Consider the following 19,572-nt stretch of genomic DNA (forward strand, 5'->3'; position numbering starts at 1 on the left):
CACCCTTCGGGAAGCTCATTCCACATCCCGGGCGGGCACTTCGCGCGGGAGGGTGGACGGCGCGCCCCTCGGTGCTGGTCCAGTGCGTTCCTGCCCGATTACGGGGGTACAGGGAAGGACCAGAGAGATCAGCACGCCGAAGGCGATCAACGGAGGACCCATGCCCATCGCCAAGTTCGACACCGTCGTCCTGGACTGTCCCGACCCCGGCGTACTCGCCGCCTTCTACGCCGAGCTGCTGGGCGGCACGCCCGAGGCCGAGGAGGGCTGGATCGACCTGCGGATCCCGGACGGGCCGAAGCTGGCCTTCCAGGCCGCCCCCGGACACGTACCCCCGAAGTGGCCGTCACCCGAAGCCTCGCAGCAGTTCCATCTGGACGTGACCGTGGACGACCTGGACACGGCCGAGCGGGAGGTGCTCGCGCTGGGCGCCAAGCCGCTCGACACGGAGGACCGGGCACGTTCCTTCAGGGTTTACGCGGACCCGGCGGGGCACCCGTTCTGTCTCTGCGCGGGCTGAACAGACCTGCCGGACAGGCGTAGTAGCAAACGGAGGAACCATGACGCCCGTAGCCCGATTCCGTACCGTCGTCGTCGACTGCCCCGATCCCCGCGCGCTGGCCCGCTTCTACGCCGGGGTCGTCGGCGGCACCCCCGACGGCGAGGATCCCGAGTGGGTCGTCCTCCTCGTCCCCGGCGGGCCACGGCTGGCCTTCCAGCGGGCGCCGGGGTACTCCCCGCCCGAGTGGCCGCGGGCCGACCACGACTCCCAGCAGTTCCATCTCGACCTGGACGCCGGTTCCACCTGGGCGGAGCTGGACGCGGCGCAGGAGGCGGTCCTCGCGCTGGGCGCCCGCCCACTGGACCTGGACGACCAGGACGGGAAGCGGGACTTCAGGGTGTACGCCGATCCGGCGGGGCATCCGTTCTGCCTCTGCCGGATCGAGCACCCCTGACCAATCCCCTGACCCGCCGCTGAGCGAGATCAGCCGTCCAGTTCCGCGATCCGTGCCGTGGACGGCTCCCTGCGCTGCTGGGCCGCCTTGGCCGTGAAGTCGGCGCTGCGCAGCACACGCTGGACGTTTCCCCAGGTGAGCAGGGTGAGGTCGGGTTCGGTCCAGCCACGGCGCAGAAGTTCCGCGATCAGGTTCGGGTAGCAGGAGGCGTCGCCGAGTTCCTGCGGGTGGGCGCTGCCGGAGTCGTAGGTGCCGGAGAGGCCGACGCATTCCGGGCCCGCGACCGCACGGACGTGGTCGAGATGGTCGGCGACGTCACGCACGGACGGCCCGGTCTGCTCGGCCGTCAGCGGGACCAGGCACAGGCCTCGAGCCGCGCCCAGCTGGGCGAGCGTCTCGTCGGTGAGGTTGGCGGGGTGGGGGCGCAGGGCGCGGGCGGCGGAGCGGGTGCACAGGACCGGGGCCTTGGAGATCGTGGCGGCGCGGTGGACGGTGGCCGGGGACGCGCCCGAGAGGTCGGCCAGCACACCGAGACGGTTCATCTCCCGGACCACCTCCTCGCCGAACCGGGTCAGCCCCGCCTCGCTCGCCCAGGACGTCCCGGCGAGGGTGAGGACGCGCAGGCCCAGTGAGTGCAGGACGCGCAGGATGGCGAGCGAGTCGTCGAGCGCGGCGGCCGCGGCGGGCCCGAGGACGACGGCGATGCGTCCGCAGTTGCGGGCGTCGGTGACCTGTCCGGCGGTGCCCGCGAGACGCAGCCCCTCGGGGTGGCTCCGGGCCACCGTCTTCACCAGGTCGAGCTGCTCCAGGGTGGCGCCGACGGCCCGGTCACCGGTGAGACCGTCGGGCAGGTGGAGCGCCCAGAACAGCGCGCCCACGTGGCCGCGCCGCATCCGGGGCACATCGGTGTCGACGGTGCTCTCCCCGAGCTCCAGGTCGTACCAGGGCAGGTGCCGCAACGCCCAGGGCAGCCCGCTGTAGCCGTCGGCGACGGGGTGCGCGGCGAGGATGGCGTGGGCGCGGTCGAGGGGCTCGGCGTCGGGGTCGGAGAGCGGGGAGAGGTCGGGCTCCGACGTGTGGGGGTCGTCGTCGGGACGCCCGTCGGGTTCCGGCACGGGGACGGGCGGTGGGGCCGGCGGGTCGAGTTCCCCGACCTCGGCTGTGGTGTGCAGTTCGTCCTGCAGGTCGGCCATGACGGGCTCCGTACGTCGTGATCTACCTCGTGATCGCAATACGGTCACCGTCGCACGGGGGCGCGGGGGCTTCCTGGTGGGTGGGGCGTTCGGGGGTACGCCCCCACACGCCCCCTAACCTCAGGCCTTGCCTCGGGCCTTACCTCAGGTCCAGCTCCTCCAGCGTGGCGTTCGAGGCCCCACGCCTCTCCTGGACCTCACGCGCCACATCCTCCGCCGCCCCCAGCACCCGTACCGCGTTCCCCCAGGTCAGCTTGGCGAGGTCGTCCCTCGACCAGTGGCGGTCCAGGAGTTCCGCGATCAGGTTCGGGTAGGTGGAGACGTCGCCGAGGCCGTCGGGGGTGAATGCCGTGCCGTCGTAGTCGCCGCCGATGCCCAGGTGGTCGATTCCGGCCACCTCCCGCATGTGGTCCAGGTGGTCGGCGACCGTCGAGACCGTGGCGACCGGGCGGGGGTTCGACTCCTCGAAGGCCCGGTGGATCTTCATCGCCTCGGGGGTCGTGTCGAGGGGATGGAAGCCGTGGACGCGCATGTTGTCGTCCGCGGCGGCCGTCCAGTCGACGGCGGCCTGGAGGACGAACTTCGGTACGAAGGTCACCATCGCCATACCGCCATTGCCGGGCAGTCGTTCGAGGACGTCGTCGGGGATGTTGCGCGGATGGTCGCACACCGCGCGCGAGGAGGAGTGGGAGAAGATCACCGGCGCGACGGACGTGTCCAGCGCGTGCCGCATCGTCGTCGCCGCCACGTGCGAGAGGTCGACCAGCATGCCGAGGCGGTTCATCTCCCGGACCACCTCACGGCCGAACTCCGACAGGCCGCCGACGCCCGGCTCGTCCGTCGCCGAGTCCGCCCACGCCACGTTGTCGTTGTGGGTGAGGGTCATGTAGCGCACGCCCAGCTCGTACAACCCCCGCAGGGTGCCGAGGGAGTTGGCGATCGAGTGGCCGCCCTCGGCGCCCATCAGGGAGGCGATACGGCCTTCACGCCGGCCCGCCTCCATGTCGGCGGCCGTGAGGGCGGGCCGCAGGTCGTCGCCGTACCGCGCGATCAACTGGCGTACGCAGTCGATCTGTTCGAGGGTCGCCGGCACCGCGTCCGGAAGGTCCGAGCGGACGTACACCGACCAGTACTGCGCGCCGACCCCGCCCGCGCGCAGGCGGGGGATGTCGGTGTGCAGGTGGGTGTGCTGGTCGGTGGCGATGTCGCGGGCGTCGAGGTCGTAGCGGACCTGTTCGCGCAGCGCCCACGGGAGGTCGTTGTGGCCGTCGACGACCGGGAACTCGCGCAGCAGTTCCCGGGCCTCCGCCAGGGAGTTCACGGACGTCACTTCCCGAAGCCGAATCCGCTGCCGCCGCCCGCGCCGCTCTCGACCTTGGCGCGCAGCCGCTTGCCCTTCTCGGTGGCCTGGTCGTTCAGGTCCTGCTGGAACTCCCGCATCCGGCCGAGGAGTTCCTCGTCGTGCGAGGCGAGGATGCGTGCCGCCAGCAGACCCGCGTTGCGCGCGCCGCCGACCGAGACGGTGGCGACCGGGACACCGGCCGGCATCTGGACGATCGACAGCAGCGAGTCCATGCCGTCGAGGTACTTGAGGGGAACCGGGACGCCGATCACCGGGAGCGGGGTCACCGACGCCAGCATGCCGGGCAGATGGGCCGCGCCGCCGGCGCCAGCGATGATCGCCTTCAGCCCGCGCTCGGCGGCGTGCTCGCCGTACGCGATCATCTCGTGCGGCATGCGGTGTGCGGAGACGACGTCGACCTCGTAGGCGATCTCGAACTCGTCCAGCGCCTGGGCGGCGGCCTCCATGACGGGCCAGTCGGAGTCCGAACCCATGACGATGCCCACGACGGGGCCTGCGAGGGGGCTCATTCTGTGATCGTGCCTCTCAGATAGCCGGCTGCGTGACGGGCGCGCTCCAGCACGTCGTCGAGGTCGTCGCCGTAGGTGTTGACGTGGCCCACCTTGCGGCCGGGCTTCACGTCCTTGCCGTACATGTGGATCTTCAGCTGGGGGTCGCGGGCCATGCAGTGCAGGTACGCGGAGTACATGTCGGGGTAGTCGCCGCCCAGGACGTTCACCATGACCGTCCATGGGGCGCGGGGGCGCGGGTCGCCGAGCGGGAGGTCGAGGACGGCTCGGACGTGGTTGGCGAACTGGCTGGTGATCGCGCCGTCCTGGGTCCAGTGGCCCGAGTTGTGCGGACGCATCGCGAGTTCGTTGACGAGGATGCGTCCGTCGCGGGTCTCGAACAGTTCGACGGCGAGGTGGCCGACCACGTCGAGTTCCTTGGCGATGCGCAGGGCCAGTTCCGTGGCCTGGAGGGCGAGCTCCTCCGCGATGCCGGGCGCCGGCGCGATGACGGTGTCGCACACGCCGTCGACCTGCTGCGACTCGACGACCGGGTACGCGACGGCCTGGCCGTGCGGGGAGCGGACGACGTTCGCCGCCAGTTCCCGTACGAAGTCGACCTTCTCCTCGGCCAGGACCGGGACGCCGGCCCGGAAGGGGTCGGCGGCCTCCGCCTCGGAGCGGACCACCCACACGCCCTTGCCGTCGTACCCGCCGCGGACCGTCTTGAGGACGACCGGGAAGCCGTCCCCCTCGGTGCCCCCCTCGGCCGCGAAGGCGACGACGTCGGCGGGGTCCGTCACGAGCCGGTGCCGTGGGCACGGCACCCCGATCTCGTCGAGCTTCGCGCGCATCACCCCCTTGTCCTGGGCGTGCACGAGCGCGTCGGGGCCGGGGCGGACGGGGATGCCGTCCGCTTCCAGGGCCCGAAGGTGCTCGGTCGGGACGTGTTCGTGATCGAAAGTGATCACATCGCACCCCTGCGCGAACGCGCGCAGCGTCTCCAGATCGCGGTAGTCGCCGACGACGACATCACCGACGACCTGGGCCGCGGAATCCTGCGGGGTGTCACTGAGGAGCTTGAATCTGATGCCGAGCGGGATGCCCGCCTCGTGTGTCATACGAGCGAGCTGACCCCCGCCGACCATGCCGACTACCGGGAACGTCACCCTCCAAGAGTATCGGCCCGGCTCTCCCGGCCGGATTACACGCCTGTGACCGATGTGCACAGGCATCCCCGGGAGGGGGTGGTTAGCATGGCTGGGTTGACGAAATCCCACACCGCGATCCCACAGACGGGGGCCGACAGACCATGGAACTTGGTTCCAAAGGTGGTTCCACAGGCGGTTCCGACGGGCTTCATACCCCGCCCAAGAGCGCTGTACGCCGACGATTCGACCAGTTCGCGGCCGAGGTCGCGAAGTTCGGGGCGGTGGGCACGGCCGGGCTTCTCGTCAACCTGCTCGTGTTCAACCTGGTGCGCGGCACGACCGACCTACCGGTGGTCCGCGCCAGTGTGACCGCCACCGTCGTGGCGATCTGCTCGAACTACATCGGCTTCCGCTACTTCACGTACCGGGACCGCGACAAGAGCGGCCGTACGAAGGAACTGACGCTGTTCCTGCTGTTCAGCGCGGTCGGACTGGTCATCGAGAACGGCGTGCTGTACGCGGCGACGTACGGCTTCGGCCTGGACAGCCCGCTGCAGAGCAACGTCTTCAAGTTCGTCGGGATCGGCGTCGCGACCCTGTTCCGCTTCTGGTCGTACCGCACGTGGGTGTTCCGTACGCTTCCGGCGCGTGAGGCGGTCGCCAGCGCCGAATCGTTCCTCGATGAGCTCCCCGAGGGCGGGACGATTCCCGGGCGCCGGGATCAGCGTCAGCGGGTGGGCTGAGCCGCGCCCCTGTGAGGGCGCCTACCGGACCGTCGGCTCCTCGTCCCCCTGCGGCTTCTTCAGGGGGTTGCGGGACAGGAACAGGCCGAAGACCGGCGGCTGCTGCTGGAGTAGCTCCAGACGGCCCGCGTCGGCCTCCGCGAGGTCGCGGGCGACGGCGAGGCCGATGCCCGTGGAGTTGCGGCCGCTGATCGCCCGCTCGAAGATCCGGGCGCCGAGGTCGGCCGGGACGCCGGGCCCCTCGTCCGTGACCTCGATCACGGCCTGGTTGCCGATGACGCGGGTGCGCAGGGCGACCGTGCCGCCACCGTGCATGAGTGAGTTCTCGATCAGCGCGGCCAGCACCTGCGCGACCGCGCCCGGCGTACCGACGGCCTGCAGATGCCGCTTGCCTGAGCTGACTATGGCCCGGCCCGCGCTGCGGTAGGCGGGGCGCCACTCGGCGAGCTGCTGCTGGATGACCTCGTCGAGGTCGAAGGAGACGGCGGAGCCGGTGCGCGGATCGCGCGCGTTGGTGAGGAGCCGCTCGACGACGTCCGTGAGCCGTTCGACCTGGGTGAGCGCGATCGTGGCCTCCTCCTTCACCGTGTCGGGGTCGTCGGTGAGGGTGATCTCCTCGAGGCGCATGGAGAGGGCGGTGAGGGGCGTACGCAGCTGGTGGGAGGCGTCCGCGGCCAGCCGGCGTTCGGCGGTGAGCATCCGGGCGATACGTTCCGCCGAGCTGTCCAGCACATCCGCGACCCGGTCGAGCTCCGGGACGCCGTACCGCTTGTGCCGGGGGCGCGGGTCGCCCGAGCCGAGGCGTTCGGCGGTTTCGGCGAGGTCGGTGAGCGGCGAGGCGAGCCGGTTCGCCTGCCGTACGGCGAGCAGGACGGCGGCGATGACGGCGAGCAGCGCGACGGCGCCGATGATCAGCAGGGTGCGGCCGACCTCACGGGTCACGGAGGACCGGGGTTCCTCGACCCGGACGGTCTCGCCCTCCTCGCCGTCCTCCTCGGCGGAGATGACGTCACCGACGGGCTGTTCCCCGACCTCGATCGGCGCGCGGCCGGGGATACGCACGACGGCGTACCGGTCGCCGGTGACGAGCCCCCCGAGGACCTTGGAGTTGATCTGCTCGTCGCCGAGGATGCGACTGTCCACGATGCTGGCCAGCCGCACGGCCTCGGAGTCCACCCGTTCCTGGGCGCTGCTACTGATCGTCCGCGTCTCGACGATGACGAGCGACACCCCGAACACGGCGATCACGACGAGCACCACAGCGAGCGTGGACTGAATAAGACGACGACGCACGGCCCCTCCGGGCGATGTCCAACACGGCGAACGAACCCCTGGGGGTGGTGGCGCGAAGCGCCCCACCCCAGGGGCGCGGGGAACTGCGCGACCAGCCCCCACCGGCCGGGAGTCGAACCCCGCACAGCCCCCGGAGGGTTACGCGCGTAGTCGACTAGCTCTTCTCGAACCGAAAGCCCACACCCCGGACCGTGGCGATGTACCGAGGGTTCGCCGCGTCATCACCCAGCTTCTTACGCAGCCAGGAGATGTGCATGTCGAGCGTCTTGGTCGAAGACCACCACGTCGTGTCCCACACCTCCCGCATCAGCTGGTCCCGCGTCACCACCCGCCCCGCGTCCCGCACCAGCACCCGCAGCAGGTCGAACTCCTTGGCCGTGAGCTGGAGTTCCTCGTCGCCCATCCACGCCCGGTGCGACTCGACGTCGATGCGCACGCCGTGCGTGGCGGGCGGCTGCTGGGGCTCGGCGGCGCCGCGCCGGAGCAGGGCCCGGACACGGGCGAGCAGTTCGGCGAGCCGGAAGGGCTTGGTGACGTAGTCGTCGGCGCCCGCGTCGAGGCCGACGACGGTGTCCACCTCGTCGGCGCGCGCGGTCAGGATGAGGATCGGCACGGTCAGGCCCTCGGCACGCAGCCGACGGGCCACTTCGAGGCCGTCCATGCCGGGCAGTCCGAGGTCGAGCACGACCAGGTCGATACCGCCCTGGATACCGGCGTCGAGCGCGGTCGGTCCGTCCTCGCGCACCTCGACCTCGTAACCTTCCCGGCGCAGTGCGCGGGCCAGCGGCTCCGAGATGGACGCGTCGTCCTCAGCGAGCAGTACACGGGTCATGACCTGATGGTAAACCGCCCTGGACACCGTCTGTGGTGTGACCAGGCGTTCTTGATTCTTACCTTTGGACGCCAGGACGAGGGCACCCATGACGGCCGGTGCGGCGCCCGCCTCGCATCACCACCCGAACCTGTGCCTCTGCGACGACACCTGACCTCTTACCTTCGAATAAGTGGCCTAAAATAGCCTGTCGCCTGTGATTCATGTCTCAAGTCCCTCCATTTGCGACTGTTACCTGTCATATGGCGAAAGGACGCTCTTAATCGCACCCGGGGACCTTTGGCAAGATTTCCGCCGAAGGTCTTTTTTGGCGGGGAGTTCGTCATGGCGGACGGCGGTGACGAAGGAGGACCAGGCGGCCGCTCTGAGTACGAGGGCGGGGGCGTCGGGGGTCTTGGAGTCGCGGACGGCCGGCGCGTGGAGGGTGTCGCAGACCTCGACGCACTCGCCGCCGTCGGTGTTGCTGTAGCTGCTCTTGCGCCAGGTGACCGCGCTCAGGTCGTTGGATCGCATCGCGCCTCCTCCAGCAGCTCCCCGATGAACTTCCGCGACTCGGCGGCGGACAGCGCCCGGTCGCGCATCGCGTCGTACGCGGACTGCAGGCGCTCGATCTGACCCCCGTCGTCGATGAGTTCACCATGGAGGTCGTTCTCCGTGTAAGCCACGACGCGGCCATCCACGAGTTGCAGGAACATCACCAGGCCGTTCATCAAACCGAACGGCCCCGCACTGAACGGCAGTACCTGCACGGTGACGTTCGGGCGCCCCGACATGGACACGAGGTGCTCCAGCTGCTCCGCCCACGCCTTCTGGTCACGCAGCACCAGCCGCAGCGCGGACTCGAACAGGATCGTGCGGAAGCGCGGCGCGTCCCGCGCCAGCAACATCACTCCGCGCTCGGCGCGCGCCTCGACCTGCCGGATCAGCTCGTCGCCCCGGTTGCCGCCCGCCGCCAGCACCTCGGTCGCGTACCCCCGGGTCTGCAGCAGACCCGGAATGCTGCTCAGCCCGAAGTGCCACAGACTGAGCGCCTCCGCCTCGAACTCCATGTACGCGCGGTACTGCTCCTTGAACTCGCTCTTGTCCGCCAGCGCCAGTTCCCACAACGTCACCAGAAGCCTGCCCGTACCGAAGTACTGGTCGAGCGCCCGCACCACCTCGGCGCTGCCCAGCGTGTGGCCGTTCTCCATCTTGCCGAAGAGCGAGAAGTCCCAGCCCACCCGCTCGCCGAGCTGCCGCAGACTGTCGCCGTGCGCCTCCCGCAGCGCCTTCAGCTCCTCGGCGAACCGGGCGCGCGGCCGCCGACTGAGGCTCGTCACGGTGCGTCGTTGCGACATCTCGTTCCTCTCCTGCGGTAACTGTGGGTTGCCGTAGGACGTAGGGGAAATAAGCCCCGCCGAACGTGGACCTACGGCCCTGTCCACGACATTTCGCCCCATTGACCCGGCATGCTCGTCACACACCTGAACACGCACAGTAATTCGGCGACTGCACACAGCACAGGCATACGCCGGAACCTCCACCCGAGGAGTGACCCCATGACGACGAACTCCCTCCCGCGCCTCCCCCGTCGCAACCCCACCCTCACCCCGCGCGCCGTCCGCACCCCCTCCTGGACCCCTTCCGGCTCCTGGGCGGCGCCCACCCCCGAGGTCCTGCGCTCGCTGGAAGCGGCACTCGCACGGTGGGCGTCGTGACGACGGTCCCCGGCGGGCCGGACGCACCGCCCTGCGATGTGTGCGACGCCCTGACCGTCCAGCGGGACGCGGCGCGTGCGGCCGGCCGTACCGGCGAAGCCGGCGACTGCGAGCGGGAGTTGAGGGAGCACGAGGGACACGACCTGAGGCGTACGTCGTGACAGCGGCGCGAACGTACGGCTCCGGTCCCATCCACTGGCCGCCGCCCATGTGAACAGCTCGGGAGCAGCGCGGGACCCCGCCCGGAGATACGTTTCCGGAGCGGGGTCCCGGCGTCGCCGTAGGGTCCGTTCAGTGGGTCAGCGCAGGCGTCGGCGCCCTGGCATGAACGTGAACACCGCCACGCCCGCCAGGATCACCGTTCCGGCCACCAGCCCCAGCGCCTTCAGGGCGCCGTCGTTCTCGGCGCCCGTGTTGGCGAGGCCGCCGCCGGCCGCCGTACCGCCGGACGTCGTGGTCGACGAGCCGCCCGACGCGCCGCTCGCCTGTTCCTCGGTGTTCAGGGTCAGGGAGACCGCGGTCGGGGACGGGGTGCAGGTGGTGGTCGTCCCGACGGCCTTCACCGTCAACACGCCTGGTGACAGAGTCGATTCACCGGTCGCGCCCGGCTTGTAGGTGCCCTTCATGTCGGGGATCGTCATCGCGTCGCCCGTCTTGATCGGCGCCGCGTTGGTCGGGCCCTCGACATGGACGGTGCCCTTGTCGGACCCGCCGACGACGACCTCCATGGACGGCTTCACCACGTTCGCCGGGAGGTCGGCCGGGCTGTTCATCACCGAGCCCTTGAACTGGACGGTGAGGTCGTAACTGCCGCCGTTCTTCTTGGCGTTGATCTGGATGGGGTTCGTCACGTTCTTGGGGCCGAGGGGTGTCACGCACTTGTAGGGGATCTTCACCTCCTTGCCGGTGAAGTCCGTCCGGCCGTCGTCGCTCGCCGTGGCCGAGGGGCTCGGCGTGGCCGTCGGTGACGGTGTCGGGCTCGGGGTGTCACTCGGGGTCGGGGTGGGGCTCGAGGTCGGGGTCGGGGAGCCGGTCGGGGTCGGGGTCGGTGTGGGTGACTGCGAACCGCCGGTCCCCGCCGTCACCTTGATCGTCACCGAGGGCTGCACCGGCTGGGTCGGCGTGCACTTCGTGTCCGTCCCGAAGGCGTTGATCGTGTAGGCGTCCGGCGTCAGCGTCACGTCTCCCGCCGTCGTCAGTTTCACCTTGCCCTTCATGTCGGACAGGACCATCGCCCCGCCCTTGGGGATCGCCGGGTTCTGGCGCGGTCCGACCATCGCGATGTCGGCGCTCTGCGCGCCGCCCGCCTTCAACACCCCGCTCGGCTGGACCGAGTCGGCGGGAAGGTCGATCAGGTCCGGGTTCTTGGACGCGGCCTGCGTGAACTTCCAGACCACCTCCACCTCGTCACCCACCTTCGCCGTGGCGGGCGCGGTGATCTGCACCTTGGTCGTGCCGTTGACGGGCGGCAGGCCGGCGGCCGGCGGCGGTACGCACTTGGTCGCGTACGACACCTCGGCCGCCTGGGCGGGCCCCGCCGCGGCCACGCCCAGCAGGACACCGCCCGCTCCGCCGAGCAGCAACAGGGCCCCTGCCGCACTCCCACTCCGTCTCCGTTGGGTTCTCACGTGTTCCCCTTCGTCTTCGTCGTGTCGGTCCTCGGAGCGCCCGCGCCTGCGCCACCTATGTCTGTGCCTGCGCCTGTGCCTGTGCCCGCCTCCGGGTCCGTCTCCGGGTCCGTGACGGTGACCGTGATGGTGGTCGTCGTGCCGGGGTCGGCGTCCGGGGTGAACCAGGGCAGGGCCGACGAGGCGGCGGGCGCCGGCCGGGGCCGGTCGCGGTCGGCCCGCGCCCCCAACCGGGGCATGCGCAACGTCAGTTCGGGCTTCCGCGACGCCCTGCCGGGACGCCCCGCCGACTGCTGTCCGCCCGGTCCGCGGGGCCGTACCCGGTCCACCACCGCCATCCCGACGCGGAACACCGCCGCCGGTACGACGATCGCGGCCAGGGCCCAGAACAGGGTCACGCCCCACGGCCGGCCCACGCCCCACGGCTGCTCCACGAGCACCTTGCCGCCGTACTTGAGCGAGACCGTGTAGTCGCCGTGGGCCCCGCTCGCCAGTTCGACCGGCACCTCCACGCGCGCCTTGGCGCCCGGCTGGATGGTGCCGCGCCACTGCTGCTCCTCCCACTGCGGGGCGAACACCCCGTGGGCGGTGCCGATCTCGAACACCGGGTCCTTGACGGCCGCCGTCCCGAGGTTGCCGACGGTGATCGCGAGGGTCCGCGCGGGCGGCGCCCCGAACCAGGTCAGCACGCCGCTCGAACCGTCGAGCCGTGGGTCCGTGAGCACGGAGAGACGGCCCGAACCGACCTGTTTGGGCAGGGGTTCGACCGGGTGACCCGCGACCTTGAACACCGCGTCGGCGACCGCCTGCGAGGCTCCGGTCACCGACGTCACATGCACCACGCACGGGCACGGCACCGGCGGGTCGACCACCGGCAGGCTCTTGCTGAAGTGGCCCGTCGTGTCCGTCGTGACGGCTCTCGCGTCCGCGTTGGCGCAGGAGTTGGTGCCGCCGATCACGCCCCGGGACGGTTCCGCCCTGCCGCAGATCAGCATCATCAGCAGCACCTTCGGCTGCCATCCGGTCCCCGTCACGACGACCGAACTCCCGGTTCCCGCCTCGGACTCGGACACCTGGACGGCCGGCCCGTCCGCCGCCGTCGCGGTGGCCGACGGCAACATCAGGAGAGCGATCACCAGTGCCGCGAACAGTGCGGTAATCCGCCGCATCACGTCATCGCCCCCGTCAGCCGCTCGTCCGAGTCCGTCGTCAACTCCGCGCGCACGCACGGCGGTTCGTCATGTCGTTCATGTGGTTCGAGTCGCTCACGTCGCCTCAGCCGTCGTACGCCCAGGAGGGCCACGCCCGCCGACAGCGCCGCCGCGGTCCCCGTCACCCCGCCCCACGGCACGAACCGCACCGACGTGCCCGCCTCGTCGCGTACCGTGCCGTCCGCCGCGGTGACCGTCAGCCGTACGTCGACCGCGTCGAACGCCGGGCGCCCGGACCAGGGTTCGGCGAGGGCCAGGCGCCGGCCCGGGGACAGGCGTACGGGCAGGGTGCGCGGCGGTCGGTCGAGGCGGGGGCCGAGGAGGCCGTCCGCGTGGACGGCGAGTGTCGGGGTCAGGTCGGTGGTGCCGCGGTTGACCAGCTCGTACGTGATGCGGTCACCGCGCACCCGCACGTGCTCGACCGTCAGCGCCGGCAACCGGGGACCCCCGACCCGGAGTCGGACGCGTACCGTTTCGGTCCGGCCCGAGGCGCGGGCGCTGATCGTGGCGGTGCGGTCGCCGGGAGGCGTGCCCTCGGGGATGCGTACCGTGAAGGGCACGTCGGCGCGGGTGCGCGCCGGGACGTCGACCCCAGCGGCGGCGAGGGTGAGCCAACTGCCGCCGGTGAGGCGCACGTTGAGGGGCCGGGTCGTCGGGTTGCGGACGGAGAGCGTGTCCTCGAGAACCGTTCCGGGGGTGCCCTCCGCGTAGAAGTACGGCCGGTCGGCGCCCAGGGGCGCGACGGACCAGCCCTCGTCGGCCGCCGCCGGGGTCGCCGCGGCCAGCAGCGCGACGAGGCCGAGGAGGCTGACCAGACACGGGCTGAGGCACGGGCTGAGGCTGGGGCGAAGGACACGCATCGGCGGCTCCCGGATGTCGTACGGGTCTCGTACGGTCGTCCTCAGCGGCGTGCTGTCGGCTGGTTCCTGCGGGTCAGCCACAGCGCGCCCGCCGCGCCCGCGAGCAGGACCGTGCCGCCGAGCGTGCCCAGCGCGATCATCGAGTCCTCGGGGCCGGTCTGCGGGAGATCGGTTCCGGGATCCGAACCGCCGGTGCCGCCGCTGCCGCCTGTACCGCCGGTGTCTCCGCCGCCCGAGGCGCCCGTGACGTCGAGCGTCAGGGACGGCTTGGGGTTGTTGGTGGGCGTGCAGGTGGTGGTCGTACCGGCGGCCTTGATCGTCAGGACACCGGCCGTGAAGGTGACCTTGCCGTTCTTGGCCGGCTTGTACATACCGCTCAGGTCATTGATCTTTATGGGGGTGTTGGCGGGGAGCGCGGCCTCGTTCGGGGGCCCGCTGACACTGAGCGTGCCGCTGTCGGCGCCGCCCAGCTTGATCGTGGCGCTCGGGCTCATCGCGCCCTTGCCCAGTTCCACCGGGCTGGACGAGACGCCCTTCTGCCAGGACATGGTGACCTTGTAGGAGCCGCCGCTCTCCACCGCCTTGATGTCGATGGACGACAGGGCGCTCTTGACGCCGATCGGCGTGTCGCACCGGTAGTTGACGTCCACGATCTCGGCCCGGGCGGCCGGGGCCGCCATCAGCACCGCCGATCCGGCCAGTGCCGCGACGGACGCGAGCGCGGCGCTTCGTTTCGGGTGCGTTCGGTACGACATCGTCGTCCCCCATTTTCTGACGGCACATCAGATCGCGGATCGGCCGTCAAGGTACGCCGGGGGACCAGTAGTTGGAAGAGACAGCACACGCCGGGTTCGGTTCACAGCCGGGTGCGGGTCCGGTGGGGGCTGGACGAAAAGCATGGGGCGCAGCCCCTGCTTTTCAGGGGCGCGGGGAACTGCGCGACCAGCCCCCACCGGGCCCGCACCCGGCTGTGAACCGAACCCGGCGGCGAGCGTCACGCGGGAGCGCCCAGCTCCGCCCAAACCCTCTTGCCCGCGACACCGGGAATCCGTACGACCCCCCAGTCCAGACACAACCGCTGCACGATGAACATGCCGTGCCCGCCGGGTCGCCCCGCCCGGTGCGGGGTGCGCGGGGCTGGCTGGCCCGTGCCCCGGTCGGAGACCTCGACGCGGATCACCTTGTTGTCGCAGGTGATCCACATCTCGTCCGGCCCCTCGGCGTGCAGGCAGGCGTTGGTGACGAGTTCGGAGACGACGAGCAGTACGTCCTCGGCGGCGGCCCGCTGGTCGGCGGTCTCGGCGGGCAGCCAGCCCCACGCGTACAGCGCCTGCCGGGCGAAGTCACGGGCGAGCGGAACGACACCGCTTTGGCCGTCGAAACTCAGGCTGCGGGTCTGGCGACCCCCGGAAGCGCCGCTGGACTCGGCGGACTCCTCAGAGCCCGGCGAGTCGGGCCGGGTGGTGCTCATCAGCGCTTCACCTCACCGATTCACCAGTTCACGTACACGGTCGTCATTCAACACTGTTCCCCACGCACGTCCTTGTGTGCATATTCAGGATGTCTCCTGCCCGGCGGAACCGACACAACACCCCCAAAAAGAGCGCGCTCAACAGCCCGGTCGGCCGACCGGATGGTCTCGGCCGAAACAACTAGGACGATTCAGGAGACCCAGGAGACCCGGAGGACGCGGGAGGGTCCTCCGCCAGTGCGTCCGCGAGGGAGTCGTGGACGGTGAAAACGGCGTCCGCGCCCGTGATCTCGAACACCCGCGCGACCACCGGCTGCATTCCGGCGAGATGCACCCCGCCGCCCGCGGTCTCCGCCTTCAGGCGGGCGCCGAGCAGCACATTGAGGCCGGTGGAGTCGCAGAACTCCAGGCGCGTGCAGTCGACGACCAGCCGCACGAGGCCCTTCGCGAGGCAGTCCTCGAGCGGTTCACGCAACAGGTCGGCGGTGTGGTGGTCAAGCTCACCCGCCGGTGTCACGACGGCACTGTTGCCCTCGTGCCGCACCTCGACCAGAAGCCGGCCAGACTGTGTACTGCCGACCGTCCCGCGATCCATGCCGTCTCTCTCCCGAGGTCGTGGCTGCTTTCCGGCGCCCGGCGGCGCCCGACTGACGTCCACGAAGACTACGCCTTCCTCACAATCTCCGACACCTGAACTAGCAGGCATATGCGGACATAAGGGAAGGGAACGCACTTGCGGCGGACTCGGGAGAACGGGTAGGGCTAGTAGTGAGCCAGTTCCACCAGCGAGCCGGCCCGAGACAAGCACCCGACACGGCCGGCATTGGAGGCGCCGCACACCGCACCGCACGCTCCGGCTTCGGCAGCCTTATGCCGAGAACCATGGAGGACACCATGTCACCCCGGCTCGACGCATCGCATACCCAGACGGCGACGTCGACACCCCCTCCGGAACACACGGACTCCCATCAGCCAGACCAGCACATCCCGGGCCCCCGCGTTCCGGACCCCTTGGAGGGCCTCCCCGAGATCCCTCCGTACGACGAGGTGGGGGCGGTCGACGCCCGGGCCCTGTCGAAGACCCTCTTCGCGCGACTGGAGTCCCTGGAAGAGGGCACGCACGAGCACGCGTACGTCCGGAACACCCTCGTCGAGCTCAACCTGGCGCTGGTCAAGTTCGCCGCCTCCCGCTTCCGTTCGCGCAGCGAACCCATGGAGGACATCATCCAGGTCGGCACCATCGGCCTGATCAAGGCGATCGACCGCTTCGAACTGAGCCGCGGCGTCGAGTTCCCGACCTTCGCCATGCCGACCATCGTCGGTGAGATCAAGCGTTTCTTCCGCGACACGTCGTGGTCCGTCCGGGTACCGCGCCGGCTCCAGGAGCTCCGGCTCGACCTGGCCAGGGCCGGCGACGAACTGGCCCAGCAGCTCGACCGTGCCCCCACCGTGGGCGAGCTGGCCGAACGCCTCGATCTCTCCAAGGACGAGGTCGTCGAGGGCATGGCGGCGTCGAACGCGTACACCGCCAGCTCACTCGACGCGCAGCCCGAGGAGGACGACTCCGAGGGCGCTCTCGCGGACCGCATCGGGTACGAGGACCACGGCATCGAAGGCATCGAGTACATCGAGTCGTTGAAGCCGCTGATCGCCGAACTCCTGCCCAGGGACCGGCAGATCCTCGCCCTGCGCTTCGTCGCCAACCTGACCCAGTCGGAGATCGGCGAGGAGCTGGGCATCTCGCAGATGCATGTGTCACGACTGCTGTCGCGGACCCTGCAGCGGCTGCGGAAGGGCCTGTTGGCCGAGGGCTGAGGCCCGACAGCCGATGGCTGAGGCGTCCGGCAACGGCGTCCGCACGGGAGGGGTTTCCGGATACCCGGTCACCAGTTGATCGGTTACCTACGGAAACCCCTCCCCTCTTTTCCCAAAGGCCCCATGCGTCACCGACGCCGCCCTCAGACTGGCTGGTACGTCAGGACGGGGACGGGCCGGGGGTGCGAGGAGGCGGACGGATGTCCCAGGGCACCGACCACAGCGGGGTGTACGACGACAGCGAGCTGTACGGGCAGTACGCGGGCGCGCCCGACGCCCGGCTCACCGAGTTACTGCGCACCAACTCCCCCACCGCGTACCCGGCGTTGCAGGAACTCCGCTCCCGCCACCGCGCGTCCGTCCTCGCGTACGCCGGGCTGTGCACGGCGAGCGGCTCGGCGGCGGACCGGCTGGCGACCCAGGCGTTCACCACGGCGGCCCGGGACACCGCGCGCGGCAACGAGCCGAGCGTGCCATGGCGCCACCAACTCCTCCTGACCACAGCGGACTTGACGGCGTCATGGGCGGCCGACGAACGCGCGGCGGGCCTCGACCCGAGCCTGCTCCTCGTCCTGAACAGCGCCGGCGGCGGCTGGCCGCCCCCGCCCATGCTGGGCCCGTTCCAGTCGCTGCCGGCCCGCACGCAGGGCCTCATCTGGTACGGCATCGTGGAGCGCGAGTCCGAGGAACGGACCGCCGCTCTCCTCGGGCTGACGCGCGAGGACGTGACGCACGAGCTGGACTCGGCGCTCCAGGCCCTGGCGCAGGCCTGTCTGCGGTTCCGGCTGGCCGCCTCCGACGACCCGCGCTGCCAGGACTTCCGCCGGCTGATCGAGGAGTCGCTCCGCCCCGTAAATCCGCGCCACAGCACGGACCTCAACTCCCACATGGTCATCTGCCCGCACTGCTCGGTGGCCTACCAGGAGCTCTCCGCCCTGCGTGACAACCCGCGCGCGGCGCTGGGTGACGGTCTGCTGCCGTGGAGCGGCCCGGCGTACGCGCGGGACGCGCCGACGGTCACCCGTGCCAACACCGCACTATCGGAGGGCAGTTGGTCCGGGGCCCCGCCCAGGCCGTCCCGTCGGCGGTTCGTGCTGGCCTCGGCGGTGCTGGGCGTGACGCTCGTACCGCTGCTGATCGTGCTGCTGTCGCCGGGCGACGGCTCGTCGGAGCAGCAGGACCCGGTGGGCTCTCCCCCGGTCACCTCGGTCCCTGGCGGCCCCGGGGCGCCGGCCCCCTCCTCGCCGACGGCCGACCGGTCCCCCGCGCCTTCCTCGTCCCCCACCCCGTCACCGTCGCCGACTTCCCGGCCGCGGGTCACTCCGTCCCCGACTCCGAAGCCGGCCCCCACGGGCAAACCCGCGCCCACGCCCGTCTTCCGGGCGCCGGGGGCCGCGACCGCGCAGGTGGTGAACGTGGCCTCGGGGCGCTGCCTGGACATCCGGGGCGGTGTACCGGCGAAGGGCACGGATGTCGTGACGGCGCCCTGTTCCGCCTCCTCCGCCACGCAACGCTGGCGGGTGGACGCGGGCTCGCAGCTCGTGCGCTCGGCCGCCGACAGCGATATGTGCCTGGACAGCCGGGGTGATGTGGACAAGGGCGTGGGCATCTGGGAGTGCGCGTCGGTGAACGACGACGACAACGGGGACAACCTGCGCTTCACCGTGGACCCCGACGGGGTGATCCGCCCGGCGATCGCCATCGCGACGGGCCTCGCCCCGGACGTCGACGGCGGCCTGACCCTCGTACCGCTGACGGGCGGTTCGGGACAGCGGTGGCGGGCCGGCGCTAGCTGAAAAGTCGGTGGCCGCCAACCTCCCGCGTCAAGAACACGTTTCACTTCCGCCGTACCGACAGTCCGGAAGCGAAGTGAAATGCCGCCGCGCGCACCCGGGCAACCCCGGCCGCGGGCGGTGGCGACCCGATGGTGAATCCCGTTCCCCACAAAGGGAGTTCACCGATGCGCAAACACCTCGCACGACTGCTGGCCGTCCTCGCGGCGCTGGCCGCGTTGATCGCCGCGCCCGGTCTGCCCGCGGCGTTCGCCGCTCCCGCCGTGACGGCGGCCGAGACCCGGGCACAGGAACAGACACAGGCGCAGGCAGCCGACGACTGGAACCCGCCCGCCAACCTCGTACAGCCGCTCAACCAGGTCTGGAACCACGTCGAGTCGACGTACGGGAACCTCTACGGCTTCCGCAACTACGGCTGGGACCAGGTCATGGCCAACCGGGGCAGCGTCAACTACTGCGTTCGCTGGGAGTCGGACGCGCCCGTCAGCACCGCCCTGCGCGACCGGATCCACGCCGCGCTGAAGAAGCAGTTCGCCAAGTGGATGGCGGCCATGGTCGACAACGGCAGGGGGCACAACGCCTGGCCGTACACGAACGTCCCGGTCAACATCGTCGGCTGGGCCGTGAAGAACCGCTCGACCCTTCAGTGGACGGACAACTCCGTCGACATCTACGCCGGAAACCTCGACGGCGGCGGCTCCCCGCAGTGCGCCCCCGACTGCGGCCGCTTCTTCCACCAGGACGGCAACTACTCACGCTGCCCGGGCGGTGCGGCCCGCCACTACGACCAGTCGCTGTGGCTGACGAAGGGCTTCCAGGGCGGCGCCGGTGGTGACTGGGGCCAGCGGGTCGGCCAGGAGTACTTCACCAACACGCTGGACCAGGAGAACATCCACATCTATCTGCACGAGGTCGGCCACACGTTCGGGCTGGACGACTTCTACGACTGGACCCCCACCGGGCAGTGCTGCTTCATCATGAACGCGGGCAGCGCGACCCAGATCACCGAGTTCGACAAGTGGATGCTCCGCGACTTCTGGCGCCACCTGAAGAACCGTTACGGCCTCTGAGCAGGTGA

General features: G+C 70.6%; 22 protein-coding genes. 8 read left to right on the forward strand and 14 right to left on the reverse strand.

All coding sequences use genetic code 11. The features are described 5' to 3' along the window. Positions 1 to 160 precede the first annotated feature (160 nt). Both ABZ855_RS20865 and ABZ855_RS20870 read left to right on the forward strand, forming a co-directional pair. Entirely contained in the window at positions 161 to 520 is a 360-nt protein-coding gene (locus tag ABZ855_RS20865) for a VOC family protein (protein WP_360808832.1), read from the forward strand. 40 nt (positions 521 to 560) lie between these two features. Beyond that, a complete protein-coding gene (locus ABZ855_RS20870) occupies positions 561 to 956 on the forward strand; it encodes a VOC family protein (RefSeq protein WP_360808834.1) in 396 nt (131 codons plus the stop codon). Positions 957 to 985: 29 nt separating this feature from the next. Here ABZ855_RS20870 and ABZ855_RS20875 read toward each other — a convergent pair whose 3' ends face one another. The 4 genes from ABZ855_RS20875 to ABZ855_RS20890 form a co-directional block, all read right to left on the reverse strand. Further along, entirely contained in the window at positions 986 to 2,149 is a 1,164-nt protein-coding gene (locus ABZ855_RS20875) for a dipeptidase (protein ID WP_360808836.1), read from the reverse strand. A gap of 139 nt (positions 2,150 to 2,288) precedes the next feature. Continuing rightward, complete coding sequence (locus ABZ855_RS20880) at positions 2,289 to 3,470, reverse strand: dipeptidase (protein ID WP_360809105.1); 1,182 nt, start codon at positions 3,468 to 3,470, stop codon at positions 2,289 to 2,291. Between the two features lie 5 nt (positions 3,471 to 3,475). Next, a complete protein-coding gene (gene purE / locus ABZ855_RS20885) occupies positions 3,476 to 4,021 on the reverse strand; it encodes a 5-(carboxyamino)imidazole ribonucleotide mutase (protein WP_360808838.1) in 546 nt (181 codons plus the stop codon). Beyond that, positions 4,018 to 5,169, reverse strand: coding sequence for a 5-(carboxyamino)imidazole ribonucleotide synthase (locus ABZ855_RS20890; RefSeq protein WP_360808840.1), 1,152 nt, complete (start codon positions 5,167 to 5,169; stop codon positions 4,018 to 4,020). The genes purE and ABZ855_RS20890 overlap by 4 nt, the downstream gene beginning before the upstream one ends. 143 nt (positions 5,170 to 5,312) lie before the next feature. Here ABZ855_RS20890 and ABZ855_RS20895 point away from each other — a divergent pair, with 143 nt between their 5' ends. After that, complete coding sequence (locus tag ABZ855_RS20895) at positions 5,313 to 5,894, forward strand: GtrA family protein (RefSeq protein WP_360808842.1); 582 nt, start codon at positions 5,313 to 5,315, stop codon at positions 5,892 to 5,894. 21 nt (positions 5,895 to 5,915) lie between these two features. Here ABZ855_RS20895 and ABZ855_RS20900 read toward each other — a convergent pair whose 3' ends face one another. The 4 genes from ABZ855_RS20900 to ABZ855_RS20915 all read right to left on the reverse strand — a co-directional run bounded on the left by ABZ855_RS20900 (position 5,916) and on the right by ABZ855_RS20915 (position 9,356). Then, positions 5,916 to 7,187 carry an ATP-binding protein gene (locus ABZ855_RS20900; protein WP_360808844.1) on the reverse strand — a complete coding sequence of 424 codons (1,272 nt, stop codon included), beginning with the start codon at positions 7,185 to 7,187 and terminating at the stop codon, positions 5,916 to 5,918. A 154-nt stretch (positions 7,188 to 7,341) separates the two neighbouring features. Continuing rightward, positions 7,342 to 8,019: a response regulator transcription factor gene (locus tag ABZ855_RS20905; RefSeq protein WP_053745752.1), complete on the reverse strand. Its 678-nt coding sequence runs from the start codon at positions 8,017 to 8,019 to the stop codon at positions 7,342 to 7,344. A gap of 231 nt (positions 8,020 to 8,250) precedes the next feature. Beyond that, entirely contained in the window at positions 8,251 to 8,532 is a 282-nt protein-coding gene (locus ABZ855_RS20910) for a DUF397 domain-containing protein (RefSeq protein WP_360808846.1), read from the reverse strand. After that, positions 8,514 to 9,356, reverse strand: a complete 843-nt coding sequence (locus tag ABZ855_RS20915; protein WP_360808848.1) for a helix-turn-helix transcriptional regulator — start codon at positions 9,354 to 9,356, stop codon at positions 8,514 to 8,516. Before ABZ855_RS20915 ends, ABZ855_RS20910 begins: the two co-directional genes overlap by 19 nt. Positions 9,357 to 9,557: 201 nt before the next feature. Here ABZ855_RS20915 and ABZ855_RS20920 point away from each other — a divergent pair, with 201 nt between their 5' ends. Then, the gene (locus tag ABZ855_RS20920) at positions 9,558 to 9,716 is read left to right on the forward strand and encodes a hypothetical protein (RefSeq protein ID WP_360808850.1); all 159 of its coding nucleotides are present in this window, start codon (positions 9,558 to 9,560) and stop codon (positions 9,714 to 9,716) included. Beyond that, positions 9,713 to 9,877 carry a hypothetical protein gene (locus ABZ855_RS20925; protein ID WP_360808852.1) on the forward strand — a complete coding sequence of 55 codons (165 nt, stop codon included), beginning with the start codon at positions 9,713 to 9,715 and terminating at the stop codon, positions 9,875 to 9,877. The genes ABZ855_RS20920 and ABZ855_RS20925 overlap by 4 nt, the downstream gene beginning before the upstream one ends. Positions 9,878 to 10,015: 138 nt before the next feature. Here the strand turns inward: ABZ855_RS20925 and ABZ855_RS20930 are convergent, their stop codons facing one another. From ABZ855_RS20930 to ABZ855_RS20955, 6 genes are all read right to left on the reverse strand, one after another. Then, complete coding sequence (locus ABZ855_RS20930) at positions 10,016 to 11,296, reverse strand: hypothetical protein (protein ID WP_360809107.1); 1,281 nt, start codon at positions 11,294 to 11,296, stop codon at positions 10,016 to 10,018. Positions 11,297 to 11,340: 44 nt separating this feature from the next. Continuing rightward, positions 11,341 to 12,513 (reverse strand): hypothetical protein, encoded by a 1,173-nt coding sequence (locus ABZ855_RS20935; RefSeq protein WP_360809109.1) that lies wholly within the window; start codon positions 12,511 to 12,513, stop codon positions 11,341 to 11,343. After that, positions 12,513 to 13,415 (reverse strand): hypothetical protein, encoded by a 903-nt coding sequence (locus tag ABZ855_RS20940; RefSeq protein ID WP_360808854.1) that lies wholly within the window; start codon positions 13,413 to 13,415, stop codon positions 12,513 to 12,515. Before ABZ855_RS20940 ends, ABZ855_RS20935 begins: the two co-directional genes overlap by 1 nt. Before the next feature lie 41 nt (positions 13,416 to 13,456). Beyond that, positions 13,457 to 14,170: an LPXTG cell wall anchor domain-containing protein gene (locus tag ABZ855_RS20945; protein ID WP_360808856.1), complete on the reverse strand. Its 714-nt coding sequence runs from the start codon at positions 14,168 to 14,170 to the stop codon at positions 13,457 to 13,459. 239 nt (positions 14,171 to 14,409) lie between these two features. Further along, positions 14,410 to 14,886 (reverse strand): ATP-binding protein, encoded by a 477-nt coding sequence (locus tag ABZ855_RS20950; RefSeq protein ID WP_360808858.1) that lies wholly within the window; start codon positions 14,884 to 14,886, stop codon positions 14,410 to 14,412. A gap of 181 nt (positions 14,887 to 15,067) precedes the next feature. After that, positions 15,068 to 15,481, reverse strand: coding sequence for an STAS domain-containing protein (locus ABZ855_RS20955; RefSeq protein WP_360808860.1), 414 nt, complete (start codon positions 15,479 to 15,481; stop codon positions 15,068 to 15,070). 299 nt (positions 15,482 to 15,780) lie between these two features. Here ABZ855_RS20955 and ABZ855_RS20960 point away from each other — a divergent pair, with 299 nt between their 5' ends. The 3 genes from ABZ855_RS20960 to ABZ855_RS20970 all read left to right on the forward strand — a co-directional run bounded on the left by ABZ855_RS20960 (position 15,781) and on the right by ABZ855_RS20970 (position 19,564). Next, positions 15,781 to 16,701 (forward strand): RNA polymerase sigma factor SigF, encoded by a 921-nt coding sequence (locus tag ABZ855_RS20960; protein ID WP_360809111.1) that lies wholly within the window; start codon positions 15,781 to 15,783, stop codon positions 16,699 to 16,701. Between the two features lie 200 nt (positions 16,702 to 16,901). Next, positions 16,902 to 18,497, forward strand: a complete 1,596-nt coding sequence (locus ABZ855_RS20965; protein ID WP_360808862.1) for a ricin-type beta-trefoil lectin domain protein — start codon at positions 16,902 to 16,904, stop codon at positions 18,495 to 18,497. Positions 18,498 to 18,661: 164 nt separating this feature from the next. Further along, a complete protein-coding gene (locus ABZ855_RS20970; RefSeq protein ID WP_360808864.1) occupies positions 18,662 to 19,564 on the forward strand; it encodes a hypothetical protein in 903 nt (300 codons plus the stop codon). The last annotated feature ends 8 nt before the right edge of the window (positions 19,565 to 19,572 follow it).

It is taken from the genome of Streptomyces sp. NPDC047042 (assembly GCF_040644035.1).
Taxonomy (GTDB): Bacteria; Actinomycetota; Actinomycetes; order Streptomycetales; family Streptomycetaceae; genus Streptomyces.